The sequence below is a fragment of the Acidovorax sp. LjRoot74 genome (assembly GCF_964254355.1).
Classification (GTDB): Bacteria; Pseudomonadota; Gammaproteobacteria; order Burkholderiales; family Burkholderiaceae_C; genus Acidovorax.
In genome coordinates, this window is the sequence record NZ_CAXUTI020000001.1 from 2,064,820 (window position 1) to 2,080,833 (window position 16,014).

Sequence of the window (16,014 nt, forward strand, 5' to 3'; positions counted from 1 at the left end):
TAGGTCAAAGTTCAGTCTTGCCCGGCCAAAGTAGACCGCATAGCATCCCTGTCAAGCACCCACCCCCATGAGGTGCCGCACAAAAACATGACAGGAGACAAGCCTTGCCATCCACCCGCTGGAGTCACTGCGGCGCCGAAGACCTGAGCGTCTTGCAGACCATCTTCTGGTCCGCCGGCGCGTCGCGCAATGCGCTGGCGCAGCGCCTGGCCTATTCCAAGAGCAAGGCCAACGCCATGGTGGCGGCGTTGCTGGATGAAGGCCTGCTCGACGAGGTGGGCCTGCAGGAATCCTCTGGCGGCCGGCGGGCCGAAACCCTTCGCCTCAGCGAAACCCTGGGCGTGGTGATTGGCGCCGACCTGGGCGCCACCAGCATGCAGATTGCGGTGATGCGCCCCGACATGACGGTGCTGGCGCGGCACCGCGAGCCCATCGATGTGCGCCAGGGGCCGGGCGTGATCCTGGCGCGGGTGCGGGGGCTGATGCGCGAGCTGCTGGCGCGCTGTGGGCTGGCCCCCAACCAGGTGATTGCTATCGGCATGGGCGTGCCGGGGCCGGTGGATTTTGAAAGCGGGCAACTCGTCAACCCGCCGCTGATGCCCGACTGGGACGGCTTTTCGATCCGCGACTACCTGCGCGAGGCATTTGCCGCACCGGTGTTTGTGGACAACGACGTGAACCTGATGGCGCTGGGCGAGATGTACCGGCTGCAGCGCAATCTGCCCAACTTCTTGGTCATCAAGGTGGGCACGGGCATTGGCTGCGGCATCGTGTGCCACGGGCAGGTGTACCGGGGCGCCAATGGCTCGGCGGGCGATGTGGGCCACATCTGTGTGGACCAGCACGGGCCGCGTTGCCACTGCGGCAACCAGGGCTGTGTCGAGGCGATGGCGGCGGCGCCCGCCATGGCGCGCATGGCCACTGAGGCCGCGCAGCGTGGCGAAAGTGCGCTGCTGGCCGAGCGGCTGCAAAGCACGGGCACGCTGACGATTGAAGACGTGGCCCAGGCCAGCCGCACGGGCGATGTGGCGGCCAACGCCATCATCCAGCGCGCGGGCAGCCTGGTGGGGCAGATGCTGGCGTCCATCGTCAACTTCTTTAACCCGTCGCATGTGTTCATTGCGGGGCGGGTGACGGACATGGGGCCGCTGTTCCTCGCGTCGGTGCGGCAGAGTGTGTACCACCGCTCGTTGGCGCTTTCTACGCGGCATTTGGAGATTCAATATGCGCCGCTGGCCGACGATGCGGGTGTGGTGGGCGCGGGCGTGCTGGCGATGCAGGAGAGCCTGTCGCGCGCGGGCTCGGTGGCGGGTGTGGGCATAGGCGCTGGTGCGGGGGCTGTGCGATGAGCGTTGCCGTCGCCTTCCGCAACGTCACCAAAGAGTTTGGCCCGGTCCGCGTGTTGCACGGGGTGGACTTTGCGCTGCAGCCGGGCCGCGTCTATGGCCTGCTGGGCGAGAACGGCGCGGGCAAGTCCACGCTGATGAAGATTCTGGCGGGGTACGAGAGCCCCACCACCGGAGAGGTGGTGGTGGACGGTGCCGTGCGCGCCCCGGGTGGCGGATCGCGCGCGGCCGAGGCGCAGGGCATTGTGCTGATCCACCAGGAGTTCAACCTGGCGGACGACCTGACGATTGCGCAGAACATCTTTTTGGGCCATGAGATCAAGCGTGGGCTCTTTCTGGATGACACGGCGATGCGCGAGAAGACGCGCGAGGCGCTTGCCAAAGTGGGCCTGCCGCTGGACCCGGACACGCGGGTGCGCAAGCTCATCGTGGCCGAAAAGCAGCTGGTGGAGATTGCCCGCGCGCTGGCCCGCAATGCGCGCCTGCTCATCATGGACGAGCCCACCGCCACGCTGACGCCCGGCGAGACGGAGCGCCTGTTTGCGCTGATGGCCGGGCTGAAGGCGGCGGGCGTGACCATCATCTACATATCGCACAAGCTCGATGAAGTGGAGCGCACCACCGACGAGGTGGTGGTGATGCGCGACGGCCTGTTGGTGGCGCGCGAGCCCACGGCCAGCGTGACGCGGCGGCAGATGGCCAACCTGATGGTGGGGCGCGAGCTGGCGGATTTGTTCCCGCCCAAGCTGCCTGCGCCGGAGGGTGGAGCACCGGCCATCCAGGTGCGCGGCCTCACGGTGCCGGGCTGGGCCGAGGACATTGGCTTTGAAGTGCGGCGCGGCGAGATTCTGGGCTTTGCCGGGCTGGTGGGCGCCGGGCGCACCGAGCTGTTTGAAGGCCTGCTGGGCCTGCGCCCGCGCACGGCGGGCACGGTGGAGGTTGCAGGCCAACCCGTGCAGCTCAAAAGCCCGCGAGATGCGGCGCGCCATGGCCTGACGTATCTGAGCGAAGACCGCAAAGGCAAAGGCCTGCATGTGCACTTTGGCCTGCGGCCCAATCTGACGCTGATGGCGCTGGAGCGTTATGCCAAGCCCTGGCTTAACCCGGCGGCCGAACAGGCCGCGCTGCGCGATGCGGTGCAGGAGTTCGGCATTCGCACCGGCTCACTCGATGTGCGCGCGTCGTCGCTGTCGGGGGGCAACCAGCAAAAACTCGCGCTGGCCAAGGTGCTGCACCCCGGCCCCAGCGTGGTCGTGCTGGACGAGCCCACGCGCGGCGTGGACGTGGGCGCCAAGCGCGAGATTTACCACCTGGTGCAGCGCCTGGCAGAGCAGGGCCTGGCGGTGGTGGTGATTTCTTCCGAACTGATGGAGCTGATTGGCCTGTGCCACCGCGTGGCGGTGATGCGCGCCGGGCGGCTGCAGACCACGCTCCAAGAACCACATTTGACCGAAGAGGAGTTGATCGCACATGCCACAGGCACCCGTTAACGTACCGGCCGAAAACGCCGCAGCCCCGCAGGCTGGTGGCAGCCGCCATGCCGCAGCCACTGCGGCGGGAGCCACCGGCGTCAGCGCCTGGTGGGGCAAGCTGCATGGCCTGGGCCCGGTCATCGGCCTGGTGCTGTTGTGCATTGCGGGCACGCTGCTCAACAGCAACTTCGCCACCTACGACAACGTGATGAACGTGCTCACGCGCACGGCCTTCATCGGCATCATCGCGGTGGGCATGTGCTTCGTCATCATCTCGGGCGGCATCGACCTGTCGGTGGGGTCGATGGCGGCGCTGATCGCGGGCTCGGTCATCCTGTTCATGAACGCGATGGCGCCCGTTCTGGGCTCCCCCATGGCGGCCGTGGTGGTGGGCATGCTGCTGGCGGTGGTGCTGGGCGCGGTGTTCGGGCTGGTGCATGGGCTGCTCATCACCAAGGGGCGCATCGAGCCTTTCATCGTCACGCTGGGTACGCTGGGCATCTTCCGCGCGTACCTCACGTACTTCTCCAACGGCGGCGCGATCACGCTGGAGAACGATCTGTCGGACATCTACAGCCCGGTGTACTACGCCAACCTGCTGGGTGTGCCCATCCCTGTGTGGATCTTTCTGCTGGTGGCGGTTGTCGGCGGCGTCATCCTGAACCGCACGGCCTATGGCCGCTATGTGCAGGCCATCGGCTCCAACGAGCAGGTGGCGCAGTACGCCGCGGTGGACGTGCACAAGATCAAGATCCTCACCTACATGCTGCTCGGGGTGTGCGTGGGCATTGCCACGCTGCTGTATGTGCCGCGCCTGGGCTCCGCATCGCCCACCACGGGCCTGCTGTGGGAGCTGGAGGCGATTGCCGCGGTCATCGTGGGCGGCACCGTGTTGAAGGGCGGGGCGGGCAGCATCACCGGCACGGTGGTGGGCGCCATCCTGCTGTCGGTCATCAGCAACATCCTCAACCTCACCAGCATCATCAGCGTGTACCTGAATGCGGCGGTGCAGGGCTTCGTGATCATCGCGGTGGCGTTCATGCAGCGCGGAAAGCGGTGATGAGGGTTTCGGTTTCTCGGTAGGTCGTTTGACTTTCGTGTTCCCCAGCCGGCCAGCTTCCATGGCCATTTTTCAGCAAAGCAACAGCAACAGGAGACAACGCATGAACAGCCAACTTTCTTCCTTCACCCGCCGCCTGGCCCTGTCGGCCGTGGGCGCAGCCGCGCTCGCATTGGCCGCCCCCGCGATGGCGCAGGCCAACAAGACGGTGGTGGGCGTGGCCATCCCCTCGGCCACGCACGGCTTCACGGGCGGCATCGTGTACTGGGCCAACCAGGCCAAGAAGGATCTGGAGAAGGCCCACCCCGGCCTGCAGGTGATCGTGAAGACCGCAGGCGGCGCGCCCGAGCAGGCCAACCAGCTGCAAGACTTGGTGACGGTGAACAAGATCAACGCGTTGGTCATCTTCCCGTTTGAATCGGCCGCGCTGACCAAGCCCGTGGCGCAGGTCAAGGCCAAGGGCGTGTACGTGACGGTGGTGGACCGGGGCCTCACCGACACCAGCGCGCAGGACGCGTATGTGGCGGGTGACAACACCGCGTTCGGCAAGATTCCTGGCGAGTACATCGCCAAGGCGCTGGGCGGCAAGGGCAACGTGGTGGCCATGCGCGGCATTGCAACCACGCTGGACAACGAGCGCATGGACGCGTTCAACAGCGTGCTGAAGAACCACCCCGGCATCAAGCTGCTGGACGCCAAATACGCCAACTGGAACCGCGACGATGCCTTCAAGGTGATGCAGGACTACCTGACCCGCTTCCCGCAGATCGACGCCGTGTGGGCCGCCGACGATGACATGGCCGTGGGCGTGCTCAAGGCCATCGAGCAGGCCAAGCGCAAGGACATCAAGCTGGTGTTTGGCGGCGCGGGTGCCAAGGGCATGATCAAGACGCTGATGGACGGCAGCAACCCGCTGATCCAGGCCAACGTGTCGTACAGCCCCAAGTTCATCTACGACTCGATCAAGCTCACGGCCGAGGCGCGCATCAAGGGCGAGAAGCTGCCCGCCAACACCATCATTCCGTCGGTGCTGATCACCAAGGAAACGGCAAAGGACTTCTACTTCCCTGACTCGCCTTTCTGATGGCGGAAACAGTAGCCTGATTTGCCTGATGGGGAACACTGCTCGGATGAGGACATCAGCCCGTGCACCCGCAGCGGCGCCGGGGATTGACTCCCTCTCCCCTCGCGGGAGAGGGTGGGGGAGAGGGGGCTGCACCCGCGCCGCGCCTGTTTCCCCCCCTCTCCCCGGCCCTCTCCCACCAGGTGAGAGGGAGCGGGGGGCGATCTGAGATGTGTGAAAAATCAAGCCAAATTGGCCTATAGCGCTTATCCAGTAATCGCTAGTAGCTATTGAAAATATAGCTGATAGTCGCTTTGAACCTGCAATCCCACGCCACTTGGAGCCACCATGCCAAGACCAGTCACCCTCTTCACCGGCCAGTGGGCCGACCTGCCTTTGGCCGAACTCGCGCCGCTGGCCAAAAGCATGGGCTATGACGGCCTGGAGCTGGCCTGCTGGGGCGACCATTTCAACGTGCAGGGGGCGCTGTCTTCGCCACAGTACGTCAAAGACAAACATGCACTGCTGGCCCAGCACGGCCTGCAGTGTTTTGCCATCGGCAACCACCTGGTCGGCCAGGCCGTGTGCGACCTGATCGACGAGCGCCACCAGTCCATCCTGCCGCCGCATGTGTGGGGCGATGGCGAACCCGAGGGCGTGCGCCAGCGCGCAGCCGCCGAGCTGGCCGACACCGCGCGTGCCGCCGCGCAATTTGGCGTGAAGACGGTGACGGGCTTCACGGGCTCGTCGGTGTGGCATTCGATCTATGCCTTCCCGCCCACCACGCAGGCATATTGGGACAAGGGCTTTGCCGACTTCGCCCAGCGCTTCGGCCCCATCCTCGATGTGTTCGAGCAGCACGACATCAACTTTGCGCTGGAGGTGCACCCCACCGAGATCGCGTTCGACATCGCATCGGCCGAGCGCGCGATTGCGGCGGTGGGCGGCAACAAGCGCTTTGGCTTCAACTACGACCCGAGCCACCTGGCCTACCAGGGCGTGGACTACATCAAATTCATCCGCCAGTTTGGCAATCGCATCTACAACGCCCACATGAAAGACGTGTGGTGGGGCAAGGGCGATGGCACGGTGGGCGTGTTTGGCGGGCACACCAGCTTTGGCGATGCGCGGCGGAACTGGGACTTTCGCAGCGTGGGGCGCGGGATGATCGACTTTGAATCCATCATCGTCGCGCTGAACGACATCGGCTACCAGGGCCCGCTCTCGGTGGAGTGGGAAGACAGCCGCATGGACCGCGTGCACGGCGCCACGGAGAGCGCGGCGTTCTGCAAACGGCTGGATTTCAAGCCGGCAGCTGGCGCATTCGACGCCGTGTTTGCGCGCGACAAGCAGGCCTAACCGCAATCCGTCCATAAAACCGATAACAACAACACACAGCGAGCAAAGGCGTTTCGTATGTCCAGTCCTAGAAAGCTCCGCTACGCCATGGTCGGCGGCGGCCACGGCGCGTTCATCGGTGCGGTGCATCGCAAGGCGATGGCGCTCGACGGCCAGTTTGAACTGGTGGCGGGCGCGCTGTCGTCATCGCCCGAGCGGGCCCGCGCATCCGGCGCCGAACTGGGCCTGGCGGACGCCCGCAACCACGGCAGCTGGCAGGACCTGCTGGCCGACGAACTGCGCCGCCCGGCGCATGAGCGCATCGACCTGGTGAGCATCGTCACCCCCAACCATGTGCATCACCCGGTGGCGCTGGCGTTTGTGCAGGCGGGCTTCCATGTGGTGTGCGACAAGCCGCTGGTGCACACCCGCGCACAGGCCGATGAACTGGTGGCTGCCGTGAAGAAGGCAGGCACCGTGTTCGGCGTGACCTACAACTACACCGGCTACCCCATGGTGCGCGAGGCGCGGCACCTGGTGCAAAGCGGTGCTTTAGGCACGCTGCGCAAGATCACCGTCGAATACAACCAAGGCTGGCTGGCCACCGCAGTGGAAGAGGGCGGCGCCAACAAGCAGGCCGACTGGCGGCTGGACCCGGCGCGCAGCGGCAGCGCAGGCACGCTGGGCGACATCGGGTCACACGCCGAGAACCTGGCCGCCACTGTCACCGGCCAGCACCCCGCCTGGGTCTGCGCCGACCTCACCACCTTCGGCGCCGGGCGCAGGCTGGACGACGACGCCCAGCTGCTGCTGCGCTACGACAGCGGCGCACGCGGCTTCATCGTGGCATCGCAAGTGGCGGCGGGGCTGGAGAACGACCTGCGCCTGCAGGTATCCGGCACGCTGGGCACCATCACCTGGCGGCAGGAAGAACCCAACCAGCTCATCCACTCCCCCGTGGACGGCCCGCGCCGCATCCTCACGCGCGGCTCACCCTGGCTCAGCCCGGCCGCGCTGCGTGCCGGGCGCATCCCGGCGGGCCACCCCGAGGCGTTCATCGAAGCCTTTGCCAACGTCTACCTGGGCGTGGCGGCGGACATCCGCGCACGGCAGGCAGGCACGGCGGCCGACCCACTGCACGCCGACTACCCACGCGTGGAAGACGGCGCACGCGGCGTGCGCTTCATCGAGCGAGTGGTTTCCTCTGCGGCCAGCGAGCAGAAGTGGACGGCGCTGGGGTGATCCGGCCCCAAGCGACCTGGGCTCAGGGGTAGCCGTCGGCCAGCTGAAACCGCTGATCAAAGTTCATCTTGCCCAGCAGACGCAGTGCGGCGTTGCGGGTGGTGTTGTCTACCTTGCTGATGTCCAGGCTGTAGCGTTTGGCGGTAGAGACCACGTCCACACATTTGTGCCCCCACTGCACCGCTACCAGCAGGGCCGGGCGCTGGCCTGCATCGGCGCCGACTGATACGCCGCGCTGTTCGGGGCGCAGCATGAATTCGAGGTGGGGGGTGCGCACCAGCGTCAGGCGGTCGGCGCCCCGGGGGCCCAGCGCGAACGAGACGACCCAGTCGTCTTCATCTTCCACCATCACAAACGGAACATGCTGGGGTGCGGCCATGGGTGCTGGGCGTTGGGATTGAAGGGCGGGCGGGTGGGCCGCCTGGCGTTGCGCTGCCCGGGGTGCGGGCGGGCGTCAGTATGCCGCTGCAAGCGCCGTGCCTGGGGCGGGAGAACCCGAGGTTGGGCCTTTCCAACGCGGGGCTTGGGTGTCAGCCTGGTGCAAGGCTGGCGCGGTGGGCGGCGATGCCGTGCGTGGGTGGTGCGGATGAGGCTGTACGGTGGGCTCAGGCGGAAAAAGTTTGACAAAAAATCGGCCTCTGCGCGCGACCAGTATGCCTTTCTAGCTATTGTTTTGGTAGTTTTCGCGGTGGTGGCTGGTGATCTGCCACGGCCGTGGCTGACCCTGTGGCCAATCCGGTCGCCAGCTGGCCCACGGTGGCCAGCGCGGCCTGCAGCCGGTGGTGGGCAGGGTGGCCGTAGTTGATGCGCACGCAGTGCGCAAACCGCTGGTCGGCCGAGAAGATTTGACCCGGCGCCAGGCTGATGCCTTGCTGCAGTGCGAGGCGGTGCAGATCCAGCGCATTGACCGCAGGCGGCAGCTCCACCCACAAAAAGTACCCGCCCTCGGGCCGCGACACGCGCGTGCCGGGCGGGAAGTGCTGGGCCACCGCTGCCAGCGCAATCGCCTGTTGTTGTTCCAGGCTGCGGCGCAGGGCGCGCAGGTGCCTGTCGTACCCGCCCTGGGCCAGGTATTCGGACAGCGCCTGCTGCGATGGCGTGGCGGCCGAGAGCGTGGTCATGAGCTTGAGCCGCTGCACCGCCGTGGCCTGGCGGCCCGCCGCCACCCAGCCCACGCGGTAGCCGGGCGCCAGGCTTTTGCTGAACGAGCTGCAGTGCATCACCAGCCCCGCGCCGTCAAACGCCTTGGCCGGGGGCGGGCGCTGGGGGCCAAAGTGCAGTTCGCCATACACATCGTCTTCGATCAGCGGCACGCCGTGGCGGGCGAGCAGGGCGACCAGTTCGCGTTTTTTGCCCTCGGGCATCAGGCTGCCCAGCGGGTTCTGAAAGCTGGGCATGAGCCAGCAGGCCTTGATGGGCTGGTGGGGGGGCTGGCGCTGCAGCGCCTCGGCCAGCGCGGCCAGATCGATGCCGTCGCGCGGGTGGGTGGCGATTTCCAGCGCCTGCAGGTTAAGCCGCTCCAGCGCCTGCAGCGCGGCATAGAAGGTGGGCGATTCGACCACCACCACGTCGCCGGGCTGGGTGACGGCCTCCAGGCAGAGGTTGAGCGCCTCCATCGCACCGTTGGTGATGATGATTTCTTCCACATCCACCGCCGTGCCATGCACGCCGTAGCGCAGCGCGATCTGCTGGCGCAGGCGTTCGTCGCCGGGCGGCAGGCTTTGCACGATGTTCCACGGATCGAGCTTGCGCATGCCGCTGGCCAGGCACCGCGCCAGGCGATCGAGCGGAAACAGCTCCAGCCCGGGGAAGGCCGAGCCCAGCGGCACCAGATCGCGGTCGCGCGCCAGGCCCAGTACCTCAAACACCAGGTCGCTGATCGCCACGTCGGTGGAGGTGGCGGCGGGCTGCGAGGGCAGTGGCTCGGCCGGGCGGGCCTCGGCCGTGCCCGGCAGCCGGGCGCTGACGTAGTAGCCCGAGCGCGGGCGGGCGTGGATCAGGCCCTGGGCCTCCAGCAGGTAATAGGCCTCGAACACGGTGGACGGGCTGATGCCCCGCGTGCGGCTGGCCTCGCGCACCGAGGGCACGCGGTCGCCGGGGCGCAGGGCGCCGCTGTGGATGAGCTGGGCGATGGCGTCGGCGTGGCGTTCGTAGCGTTTCATGGGCGAAAAACCGGGTGCGGGCGTTGATGCAGGGCAAACTGATCTGTATTTTTAACCTGAAACTGAATCTGTACTGTTTTTGGGTGAGCGCTTAGAGTGGCGGTGGAATCTCTTCGTGCTCTCCTCGTGCTCTGTTTGCCGCCACATCCCCATGATTGATCGCTTGCGCCACCTGCTGCGTCCCCTTGCCGTTGTGTTCTTTCTGTCTGCGGGCCTGGCTGCCGGGGTGGCGGCCCAGCAGCCCGCCCCTGCCACTGCGGCACCCGCCGCCGCCATGGCGCCGCGCGTGCTGGCCTGCACGGTGTGCCACGGCAAGGAGGGGCGTGCCACGCCGGACGGCTACTTCCCCCGCATTGCGGGCAAACCGGCGGGCTATTTGGCCAACCAGCTGCTCAACTTTCGGGACGGGCGGCGCAGCTACCCGCAGATGACCTACCTCATCGAGCACCTGACGGACGGCTACCTGCGCGAGATGGCGGAGCACTTTGCCGCGCTGGACTTGCCCTATCCACCGCCCCCGCCACCCCAGGCGCCGCCCGCCGCGCTGGAGCAGGGCCGCAAGCTGGTGCAGCAGGGCGATGCGGCCCGCAACATCCCCGCCTGCGTGGCCTGCCACGGCGCGGCCATGACGGGCGTGGCGCCGTCCATCCCCGGCCTGCTGGGCCTGCCGCGCGACTACCTCAACAGCCAGTTGGGCGCCTGGAAAACCGGCCAGCGCCGCGCCCACGCGCCGGATTGCATGGCCGACATCGCGCGCCAGCTCACGCCCGACGAGGTGAGCGCCGTGTCAGCCTGGCTGGCCGCCCAGCCCGTGGCGGCGGGCGGTAAACCTGCGCGCACCCTGCCGGCCGCCATGCCCGCCCGGTGCGGCGGCGTGGCCGATGTGCCGGTAGCGGCACACTGAGGAGGCGCAACGATGAAACGCATCCTCTGGACGATCTCTTGTGCACTCGCGGCCGTGGGCATTGCCGCTGCCGTGGTGGTCACCTTGAACCTGCGGGGCGAGGAGCCTCTGCCCACCACCGAAACCCTGCAATCCACGCCCGCGCTGGTGCAGCGTGGCGAATACCTGGCCCGGGTGGGCAACTGCATGGCCTGCCACACCACGCAGGGCGGGGCGCCGTTTGCGGGCGGGCGCGGCATCGAGACGCCGTTTGGCGTGGTGCACAGCTCCAACCTCACGCCCGACAAGGCGCATGGCATTGGCAGCTGGACGTCTGCCGAGTTCTGGCGCGCCATGCACCATGGCCGCAGCAAGGATGGGCGGCTGCTGTATCCCGCCTTTCCGTACCCCAACTACACGCAGGTCACGCGCGAGGATGCGGATGCGATCTTTGCCTACCTGCAAAGCCAACCCGCCGTGGCCGAGCCCAACCGGGCGCATGCGCTGCGTTTTCCGTACAACACGCAGGCGGCGCTGGGCGTGTGGCGGGCGCTGTTCTTCGCACCGGGGGCGCCGCAGCCTGAAGCCAAGCAAACCGCTGAGTACAACCGGGGCGCTTACCTGGTCAACGGCCTGGGCCACTGCACCGCCTGCCACACGCCGCGCAATGCGCTGGGCGCCACGTCGGACGCCAAGGCCTTCACGGGCGGGCTGATCCCGGTGCAAAACTGGTATGCCCCCGCGCTGAATGCGGCGCACGAGGCGGGCGTCAAAGAATGGAAAACCGACGATGTGGTGGCCTTGCTGAAAACCGGCGTGGCCCCGCAAGGCTCGGTGCTGGGGCCCATGGCCGAGGTGGTGTTCCGCAGCACGCAGTACCTGACCGACGCCGATGCGCGCGCCATGGCTGTGTACCTGCAAGCCCTGCCGCAGCAGGAGCACAAGGCGCTTGCTGCCGGGGCCGCGCCCCCGGCCAGCGCCCTGGCGCGCGGCGCGAAGGTGTATGAACAGCAATGCGCCCAGTGCCATGGCGACCAGGGCCAGGGCGAGCCGGGCGCCTTCCCGCCGCTGGCGGGCAACCGCGCCGTCATGCTGGCCGACCCCACCAACCTGGTGCGCGTAGTGCTGCAAGGTGGCTACCTGCCCGCCGCCCAAGGCAACCCGCGCCCGCATGGCATGCCGCCGTTCCAGCAGTTTCTGTCTGACGAAGATGTGGCGGCCGTGACCACCTTTGTGCGCAACAGCTGGGGCAACCAGGCGCCGGGTGTGGGTACCATCGAGGTTTACCGCGCCCGCGAACGGCGCGGCTTGTAGCGCGGGGTCCGGTGCCGCCTGTGCAACACTGCACTAGCCCCGCCGCGCCAGCCCCAGGAGCCTGTTTGATGTCCAGCCCCGCCGCACTGCCCCCGTCCGCCCCCCCAAGCCCAGCGGCCACCACGCCCGGCGGCTGGTGGGCCGTGTGCCTGTGTGCGGCCTGGTGCGGCACCTGCGGCATCTACCGCCCCCTGTTTGACGAGCTGGCCCGTGCGCACCCGGACGTGCGCTTTGAATGGGTGGACATCGAGGACGAATCCGATCTGGCGGGCGACCTGGATGTGGAAACCTTCCCCACGCTGCTGATTGCCGATGGCCAGCGCGCGCTGTTTTTGGGCCCGCTGCTGCCGCAGGCGCCAGTGCTGGCGCGATTGCTGACCAGCCTGCAGGCGGCCGCCCCCGGCAGCGGTGCCGGGGCAGGGCAGGAGGCCCAGGGCGTGTTCGAGCGCGTGCGTGCTGCGCGCAGCCGATAGGGTGCCGTGGCGCCGCGTGGAATGAATGCTCCTTTTTTGATAGCTATTTGGGCTTGATGGTCGCGCGCAGGGGCCGTTTTTTTCTTGGAATTTGTGTCTTCCTCCTCTGATCCCTGGTTTTCCACCAACTCGCTGCAGGCCCAGTGCGACCCCGGCGCGTGGTCGCGGGGCATGGACCTTTTTCGCCAGGCGGCGGTGGTCCACATCGACATTGAGGAGCGCGGCGACAGCGCCTTCACCCTCCGGGGCGAGGTGCTGGGCACCCAGCCCGAACCATATGGGCTGTCGGTGGAAATGCAGCTGGCGCCCAACGGCCAGGTCAGCGCCTGGTCGGGCGAATGCAGCTGCCCGGTAGGGGAAGACTGCAAACACGCTGTGGCACTGACGTTGAAGGCGGCGCAGCTGCGCTCGGGCCCGGCCCCCACGCCTTCATCCGCACCTTCACCCGTGCCTGCGCCCCTGTCGGCCCAGGCCGTGCAGGCGCTCCAGGCCATGCAGGACCGTGTGGCCGCCCAGGCCCGTGCCGAGGCCGAGGCGCGCCTGGTGCGCTGGCTCAGCGACTGGGACCTGGCCGCCGGCAACGCCGCACAGCCCCCACCCGACGCGCGGGCCGACCGGCCCGAGTGTTATCTCTATCTGCTCTCCACCGTGGGGCGCCTGCGCTCCGGCGCGCCGCAGCTGCAGATCGAGGCCGTGGTCTCCTACGCCAAGCTCACCGGCGGCTGGGCCAAGCCCAAGACCATCCGCACCCAGCCCGGCCCCGGCCAGGCGGTGTATGACCGCGCCACGGATGCCGACCGCCAGCTGTTGCAACTGCTGCGTGCCATGCCGCGCAGCACCGGTTATTACTCGGCCTACAGCGGCGCGCCGTCGGGTGTGCTGGAGGGCACGGTGGGCCTGCTGGCACTGCAGCAGGCCGCTGCCACGGGCCGCCTGTTTGCCGACGCTGGGGGCTCCACCGTGGGGGCGCCGCTGCGCTGGGGCGAGCCGCTGCCCATTGCCTGGGCCTGGAACGCGACCCCGGCCCCCCAGGCGGGTGGTGACAGTGCCTGGCGCCTGCAGGCCCGCCTGCCCAGCGGCAGCGCCATGCTGTGCGCCAACGACCCGCCGCTGTACCTGGACACCGATCAGGGCCTGTGTGGCCCCGTGCTGGCCGAAGGCCTGAGCGCCGCACAACTGCAGCTGCTGCTGCAGGCCCCCCCGCTGGGCACCGCCGCGCTGCAAAAACACCATGCCGATGTGGCCAGCCGCCTGGGCGGCACGCTACCGCTGCCGCCCGTGCTCAGCCCCCTCACGCGGGTGCAGGGCGTGAAGCCCGTGGCGCGCCTGCATCTGGCGCCCGTGCCCGAGGCCGATGTGCCGGGCCTGGGCCTCATCACCGCCCAGCTGCGCTTTGACTACCAGGGCCATGTGGGCTGGTGGGCCGGGCAGGACCTGGGTGTGCTGGTGCCAGGCGCCGACGGCGGCCAGGTGCTGCTGCAGCGCGACGCAGCCGCCGAGCTGGACGCCGTCGAGCGCCTGATGGACCTGGGCCTGCTGGCCACCGACGACGGCCTGTTTGGCATCCCCGGCGAGGAATCGCAGGACGACTGGATGCACTGGTGTGACAACGACTTTGTGGTGCTGCGCGAGGCCGGTTTTGTGCTGACCCTGGATGCCGCCTTGAACGGCTGGATCACCCATGCCGAGACGCTGAGCGTGGCATTGCAACCCAGCGGTGAGGACGAAGCCACATCGCCCTGGTTTGCGCTCTCGCTGGGCATCGAAATCAATGGTGTGCGCCACAACATCCTGCCGCTGCTGCCCATGCTGATTGCGGCCGCCGCCCAGCAGCCGCCCGACCCTGCCACGGGCCAGCCGCAGCTGCCGCCGTTTGCCTACCTGCGGGGCGTGGGTGTATCGGGTTTTGTGCGGGTGCCGACCGACGCACTGCGTCCCTGGATGGCGGCCCTGCTCGACTTGGTGGGCGACCGCGCGCACGACTTCCGCGGCGACAGCCTGAAGCTCTCGCGCTTGGACGCGTTGCGCACCAGCGCTGCGCTGAGTGAGGGGGAGTTGGGCGCGCTGGACGAGGGCGCGGTGTGGAAGGGGGCCGACGCGTTGCAGGCCCTGGTGGCGCAGCTGCGCGGCGCCAGTGCGCTGCCCACGGTGCCCGTGCCTGCGGGTGTGCAAGCCACTTTGCGGCCGTACCAGCAGCAGGGGCTGAACTGGCTGCAGTTCTTGCGCGCGCATGGCCTGGCCGGGGTGCTGGCCGATGACATGGGCCTGGGCAAGACGCTGCAGACGCTGGCCCACATCCAGGTCGAAAAAGACGCGGGCCGCCTGAGCGACCCCGCCCTCATCATTGCGCCCGTGAGCCTGATGGGCAACTGGCAGCGCGAGGCCGCGCGTTTTTGTCCTGGCCTGCGTTGCCTGGTGCTGCACGGCGCGGGCCGCCACGCCGTGGCGGATGCGGTGACCGAACACGACATCGTCATCGCCCCGTACTCGCTGCTGCAGCGCGACCGCGAACGCTGGCTGGCGCAGCCCTGGCACCTGGTGGTGCTGGACGAAGCCCAGAACATCAAGAACGCCAGCACCCACGCCGCGCAGGTGGTGGGCGAGCTGCAAACGCGCCACCGCTTGTGCCTGTCGGGCACGCCCATGGAAAACCACCTGGGCGAAATCTGGAGCCTGTTCCACTTCCTGATGCCCGGGTTTCTGGGCAGCCAGCAGCGCTTCAAGGAACTCTTCCGCAACCCCATCGAAAAGCAGGGCGACACCGCCCGCCTGGCGCAGCTGCGCGCCCGCGTCACGCCGTTCATGCTGCGGCGCACCAAGGCGCTGGTGGCGGCCGAACTGCCGCCCAAGGTGGAGTCGGTGATGCCAGTGGAGCTGACCGGCCCGCAGGCCGATCTGTATGAAACCATCCGCCTGGGGATGGAGAAAACCGTGCGCGAGGCGCTGCAGACCAAGGGCCTGGCCAAGTCGCAGATCACCATCCTCGATGCGCTGCTCAAGCTGCGCCAGGTGTGCTGCCACCCGGCGCTGGTGCCGCTGGATGCCGCCAGGCAGGTCCCAACCTCGGCCAAACTGGAGCAGCTCATGGCGCTGCTGCCCGAAATGCTGGCCGAGGGGCGGCGCATCCTGCTGTTCTCGCAATTCACCAGCATGCTCACGCTGATCGAGGCCGAGCTGAAGAAGCAGGGCCTGCCCTGGGTCAAGCTCACGGGGCAGAGCCAAAAGCGCGACGCGATCATCGAGCGGTTCACCAGCGGACAGGTGCCGCTGTTTCTCATCAGCCTGAAGGCGGGCGGGGTGGGGCTCAACCTGCCGCAGGCTGACACCGTGATCCATTTCGACCCCTGGTGGAACCCGGCCGTGGAAAACCAGGCCACCGACCGCGCCCACCGCATTGGCCAGGCGCAGAGCGTGTGGGTGGTCAAGCTGGTGGCGCAGGGCACGATCGAGGAGCGCATCCTGGCGCTGCAGGAGCGCAAGGCGCAGCTCGCAGGTAGCCTCTACAGCGACGCGGCCGCGCGCGAGCAACCGTTATTTACCGAGAGCGATCTCGCAGAGCTGCTGCAGCCGCTATCGTCGTTGTAGCTGTTTGCGCTTGCTGGGCAAGGCTTCAAGTCTTTTCGGGCCGTGTGTGCCGCGCTGGCGGGTTAACAACAGCCAT

The 16,014-nt window shown here is 67.9% G+C and carries 12 protein-coding genes; 10 read left to right on the top strand and 2 right to left on the bottom strand.

Going from position 1 to position 16,014, the window contains the following annotated elements; genetic code table 11:
• Positions 1–104 precede the first annotated feature (104 nt).
• The 6 genes from ACSQ3O_RS09485 to ACSQ3O_RS09510 all read left to right on the top strand — a co-directional run bounded on the left by ACSQ3O_RS09485 (position 105) and on the right by ACSQ3O_RS09510 (position 7,521).
• Entirely contained in the window at positions 105–1,349 is a 1,245-nt protein-coding gene (locus tag ACSQ3O_RS09485; protein ID WP_436138657.1) for an ROK family protein, read from the top strand.
• Positions 1,346–2,836 (top strand): sugar ABC transporter ATP-binding protein, encoded by a 1,491-nt coding sequence (locus ACSQ3O_RS09490; RefSeq protein WP_436138658.1) that lies wholly within the window; start codon positions 1,346–1,348, stop codon positions 2,834–2,836. The genes ACSQ3O_RS09485 and ACSQ3O_RS09490 overlap by 4 nt, the downstream gene beginning before the upstream one ends.
• Complete coding sequence (locus ACSQ3O_RS09495; RefSeq protein ID WP_171012153.1) at positions 2,817–3,878, top strand: ABC transporter permease; 1,062 nt, start codon at positions 2,817–2,819, stop codon at positions 3,876–3,878. The genes ACSQ3O_RS09490 and ACSQ3O_RS09495 overlap by 20 nt, the downstream gene beginning before the upstream one ends.
• Positions 3,879–3,981: 103 nt before the next feature.
• Positions 3,982–4,962: a substrate-binding domain-containing protein gene (locus ACSQ3O_RS09500; RefSeq protein ID WP_436138659.1), complete on the top strand. Its 981-nt coding sequence runs from the start codon at positions 3,982–3,984 to the stop codon at positions 4,960–4,962.
• Between the two features lie 327 nt (positions 4,963–5,289).
• Positions 5,290–6,300: a sugar phosphate isomerase/epimerase family protein gene (locus ACSQ3O_RS09505; RefSeq protein WP_436138660.1), complete on the top strand. Its 1,011-nt coding sequence runs from the start codon at positions 5,290–5,292 to the stop codon at positions 6,298–6,300.
• A gap of 57 nt (positions 6,301–6,357) precedes the next feature.
• Entirely contained in the window at positions 6,358–7,521 is a 1,164-nt protein-coding gene (locus tag ACSQ3O_RS09510; protein WP_436138661.1) for a Gfo/Idh/MocA family protein, read from the top strand.
• Between the two features lie 22 nt (positions 7,522–7,543).
• Here ACSQ3O_RS09510 and ACSQ3O_RS09515 read toward each other — a convergent pair whose 3' ends face one another.
• Positions 7,544–7,900: a hypothetical protein gene (locus ACSQ3O_RS09515; protein ID WP_298450177.1), complete on the bottom strand. Its 357-nt coding sequence runs from the start codon at positions 7,898–7,900 to the stop codon at positions 7,544–7,546.
• A 286-nt stretch (positions 7,901–8,186) separates the two neighbouring features.
• Positions 8,187–9,683: a PLP-dependent aminotransferase family protein gene (locus ACSQ3O_RS09520; protein WP_436138662.1), complete on the bottom strand. Its 1,497-nt coding sequence runs from the start codon at positions 9,681–9,683 to the stop codon at positions 8,187–8,189.
• A 151-nt stretch (positions 9,684–9,834) separates the two neighbouring features.
• Here ACSQ3O_RS09520 and ACSQ3O_RS09525 point away from each other — a divergent pair, with 151 nt between their 5' ends.
• From ACSQ3O_RS09525 to ACSQ3O_RS09540, 4 genes are all read left to right on the top strand, one after another.
• Entirely contained in the window at positions 9,835–10,587 is a 753-nt protein-coding gene (locus tag ACSQ3O_RS09525; RefSeq protein ID WP_436138663.1) for a c-type cytochrome, read from the top strand.
• Between the two features lie 12 nt (positions 10,588–10,599).
• Entirely contained in the window at positions 10,600–11,880 is a 1,281-nt protein-coding gene (locus ACSQ3O_RS09530; protein ID WP_436138664.1) for a c-type cytochrome, read from the top strand.
• Between the two features lie 68 nt (positions 11,881–11,948).
• Positions 11,949–12,353 (top strand): thioredoxin family protein, encoded by a 405-nt coding sequence (locus ACSQ3O_RS09535; RefSeq protein WP_436138665.1) that lies wholly within the window; start codon positions 11,949–11,951, stop codon positions 12,351–12,353.
• Positions 12,354–12,524: 171 nt separating this feature from the next.
• Complete coding sequence (locus ACSQ3O_RS09540; RefSeq protein ID WP_436141101.1) at positions 12,525–15,938, top strand: SNF2-related protein; 3,414 nt, start codon at positions 12,525–12,527, stop codon at positions 15,936–15,938.
• Positions 15,939–16,014 lie beyond the last annotated feature (76 nt).

Excerpts from the sequence above, each read along its gene's own strand:
- ACSQ3O_RS09535 (WP_436138665.1), top strand. The coding sequence starts at position 11,949 with ATGTCCAGCCCCGCCGCACTGCCCCCGTCCGCCCCCCCAAGCCCAGCG.
- ACSQ3O_RS09515 (WP_298450177.1), bottom strand. The coding sequence starts at position 7,900 with ATGGCCGCACCCCAGCATGTTCCGTTTGTGATGGTGGAAGATGAAGAC.
- ACSQ3O_RS09490 (WP_436138658.1), top strand. The coding sequence starts at position 1,346 with ATGAGCGTTGCCGTCGCCTTCCGCAACGTCACCAAAGAGTTTGGCCCG.
- ACSQ3O_RS09505 (WP_436138660.1), top strand. The coding sequence starts at position 5,290 with ATGCCAAGACCAGTCACCCTCTTCACCGGCCAGTGGGCCGACCTGCCT.
- ACSQ3O_RS09540 (WP_436141101.1), top strand. The coding sequence starts at position 12,525 with ATGGACCTTTTTCGCCAGGCGGCGGTGGTCCACATCGACATTGAGGAG.
- ACSQ3O_RS09525 (WP_436138663.1), top strand. The coding sequence starts at position 9,835 with ATGATTGATCGCTTGCGCCACCTGCTGCGTCCCCTTGCCGTTGTGTTC.
- ACSQ3O_RS09520 (WP_436138662.1), bottom strand. The coding sequence starts at position 9,683 with ATGAAACGCTACGAACGCCACGCCGACGCCATCGCCCAGCTCATCCAC.
- ACSQ3O_RS09500 (WP_436138659.1), top strand. The coding sequence starts at position 3,982 with ATGAACAGCCAACTTTCTTCCTTCACCCGCCGCCTGGCCCTGTCGGCC.
- ACSQ3O_RS09495 (WP_171012153.1), top strand. The coding sequence starts at position 2,817 with ATGCCACAGGCACCCGTTAACGTACCGGCCGAAAACGCCGCAGCCCCG.
- ACSQ3O_RS09530 (WP_436138664.1), top strand. The coding sequence starts at position 10,600 with ATGAAACGCATCCTCTGGACGATCTCTTGTGCACTCGCGGCCGTGGGC.
- ACSQ3O_RS09510 (WP_436138661.1), top strand. The coding sequence starts at position 6,358 with ATGTCCAGTCCTAGAAAGCTCCGCTACGCCATGGTCGGCGGCGGCCAC.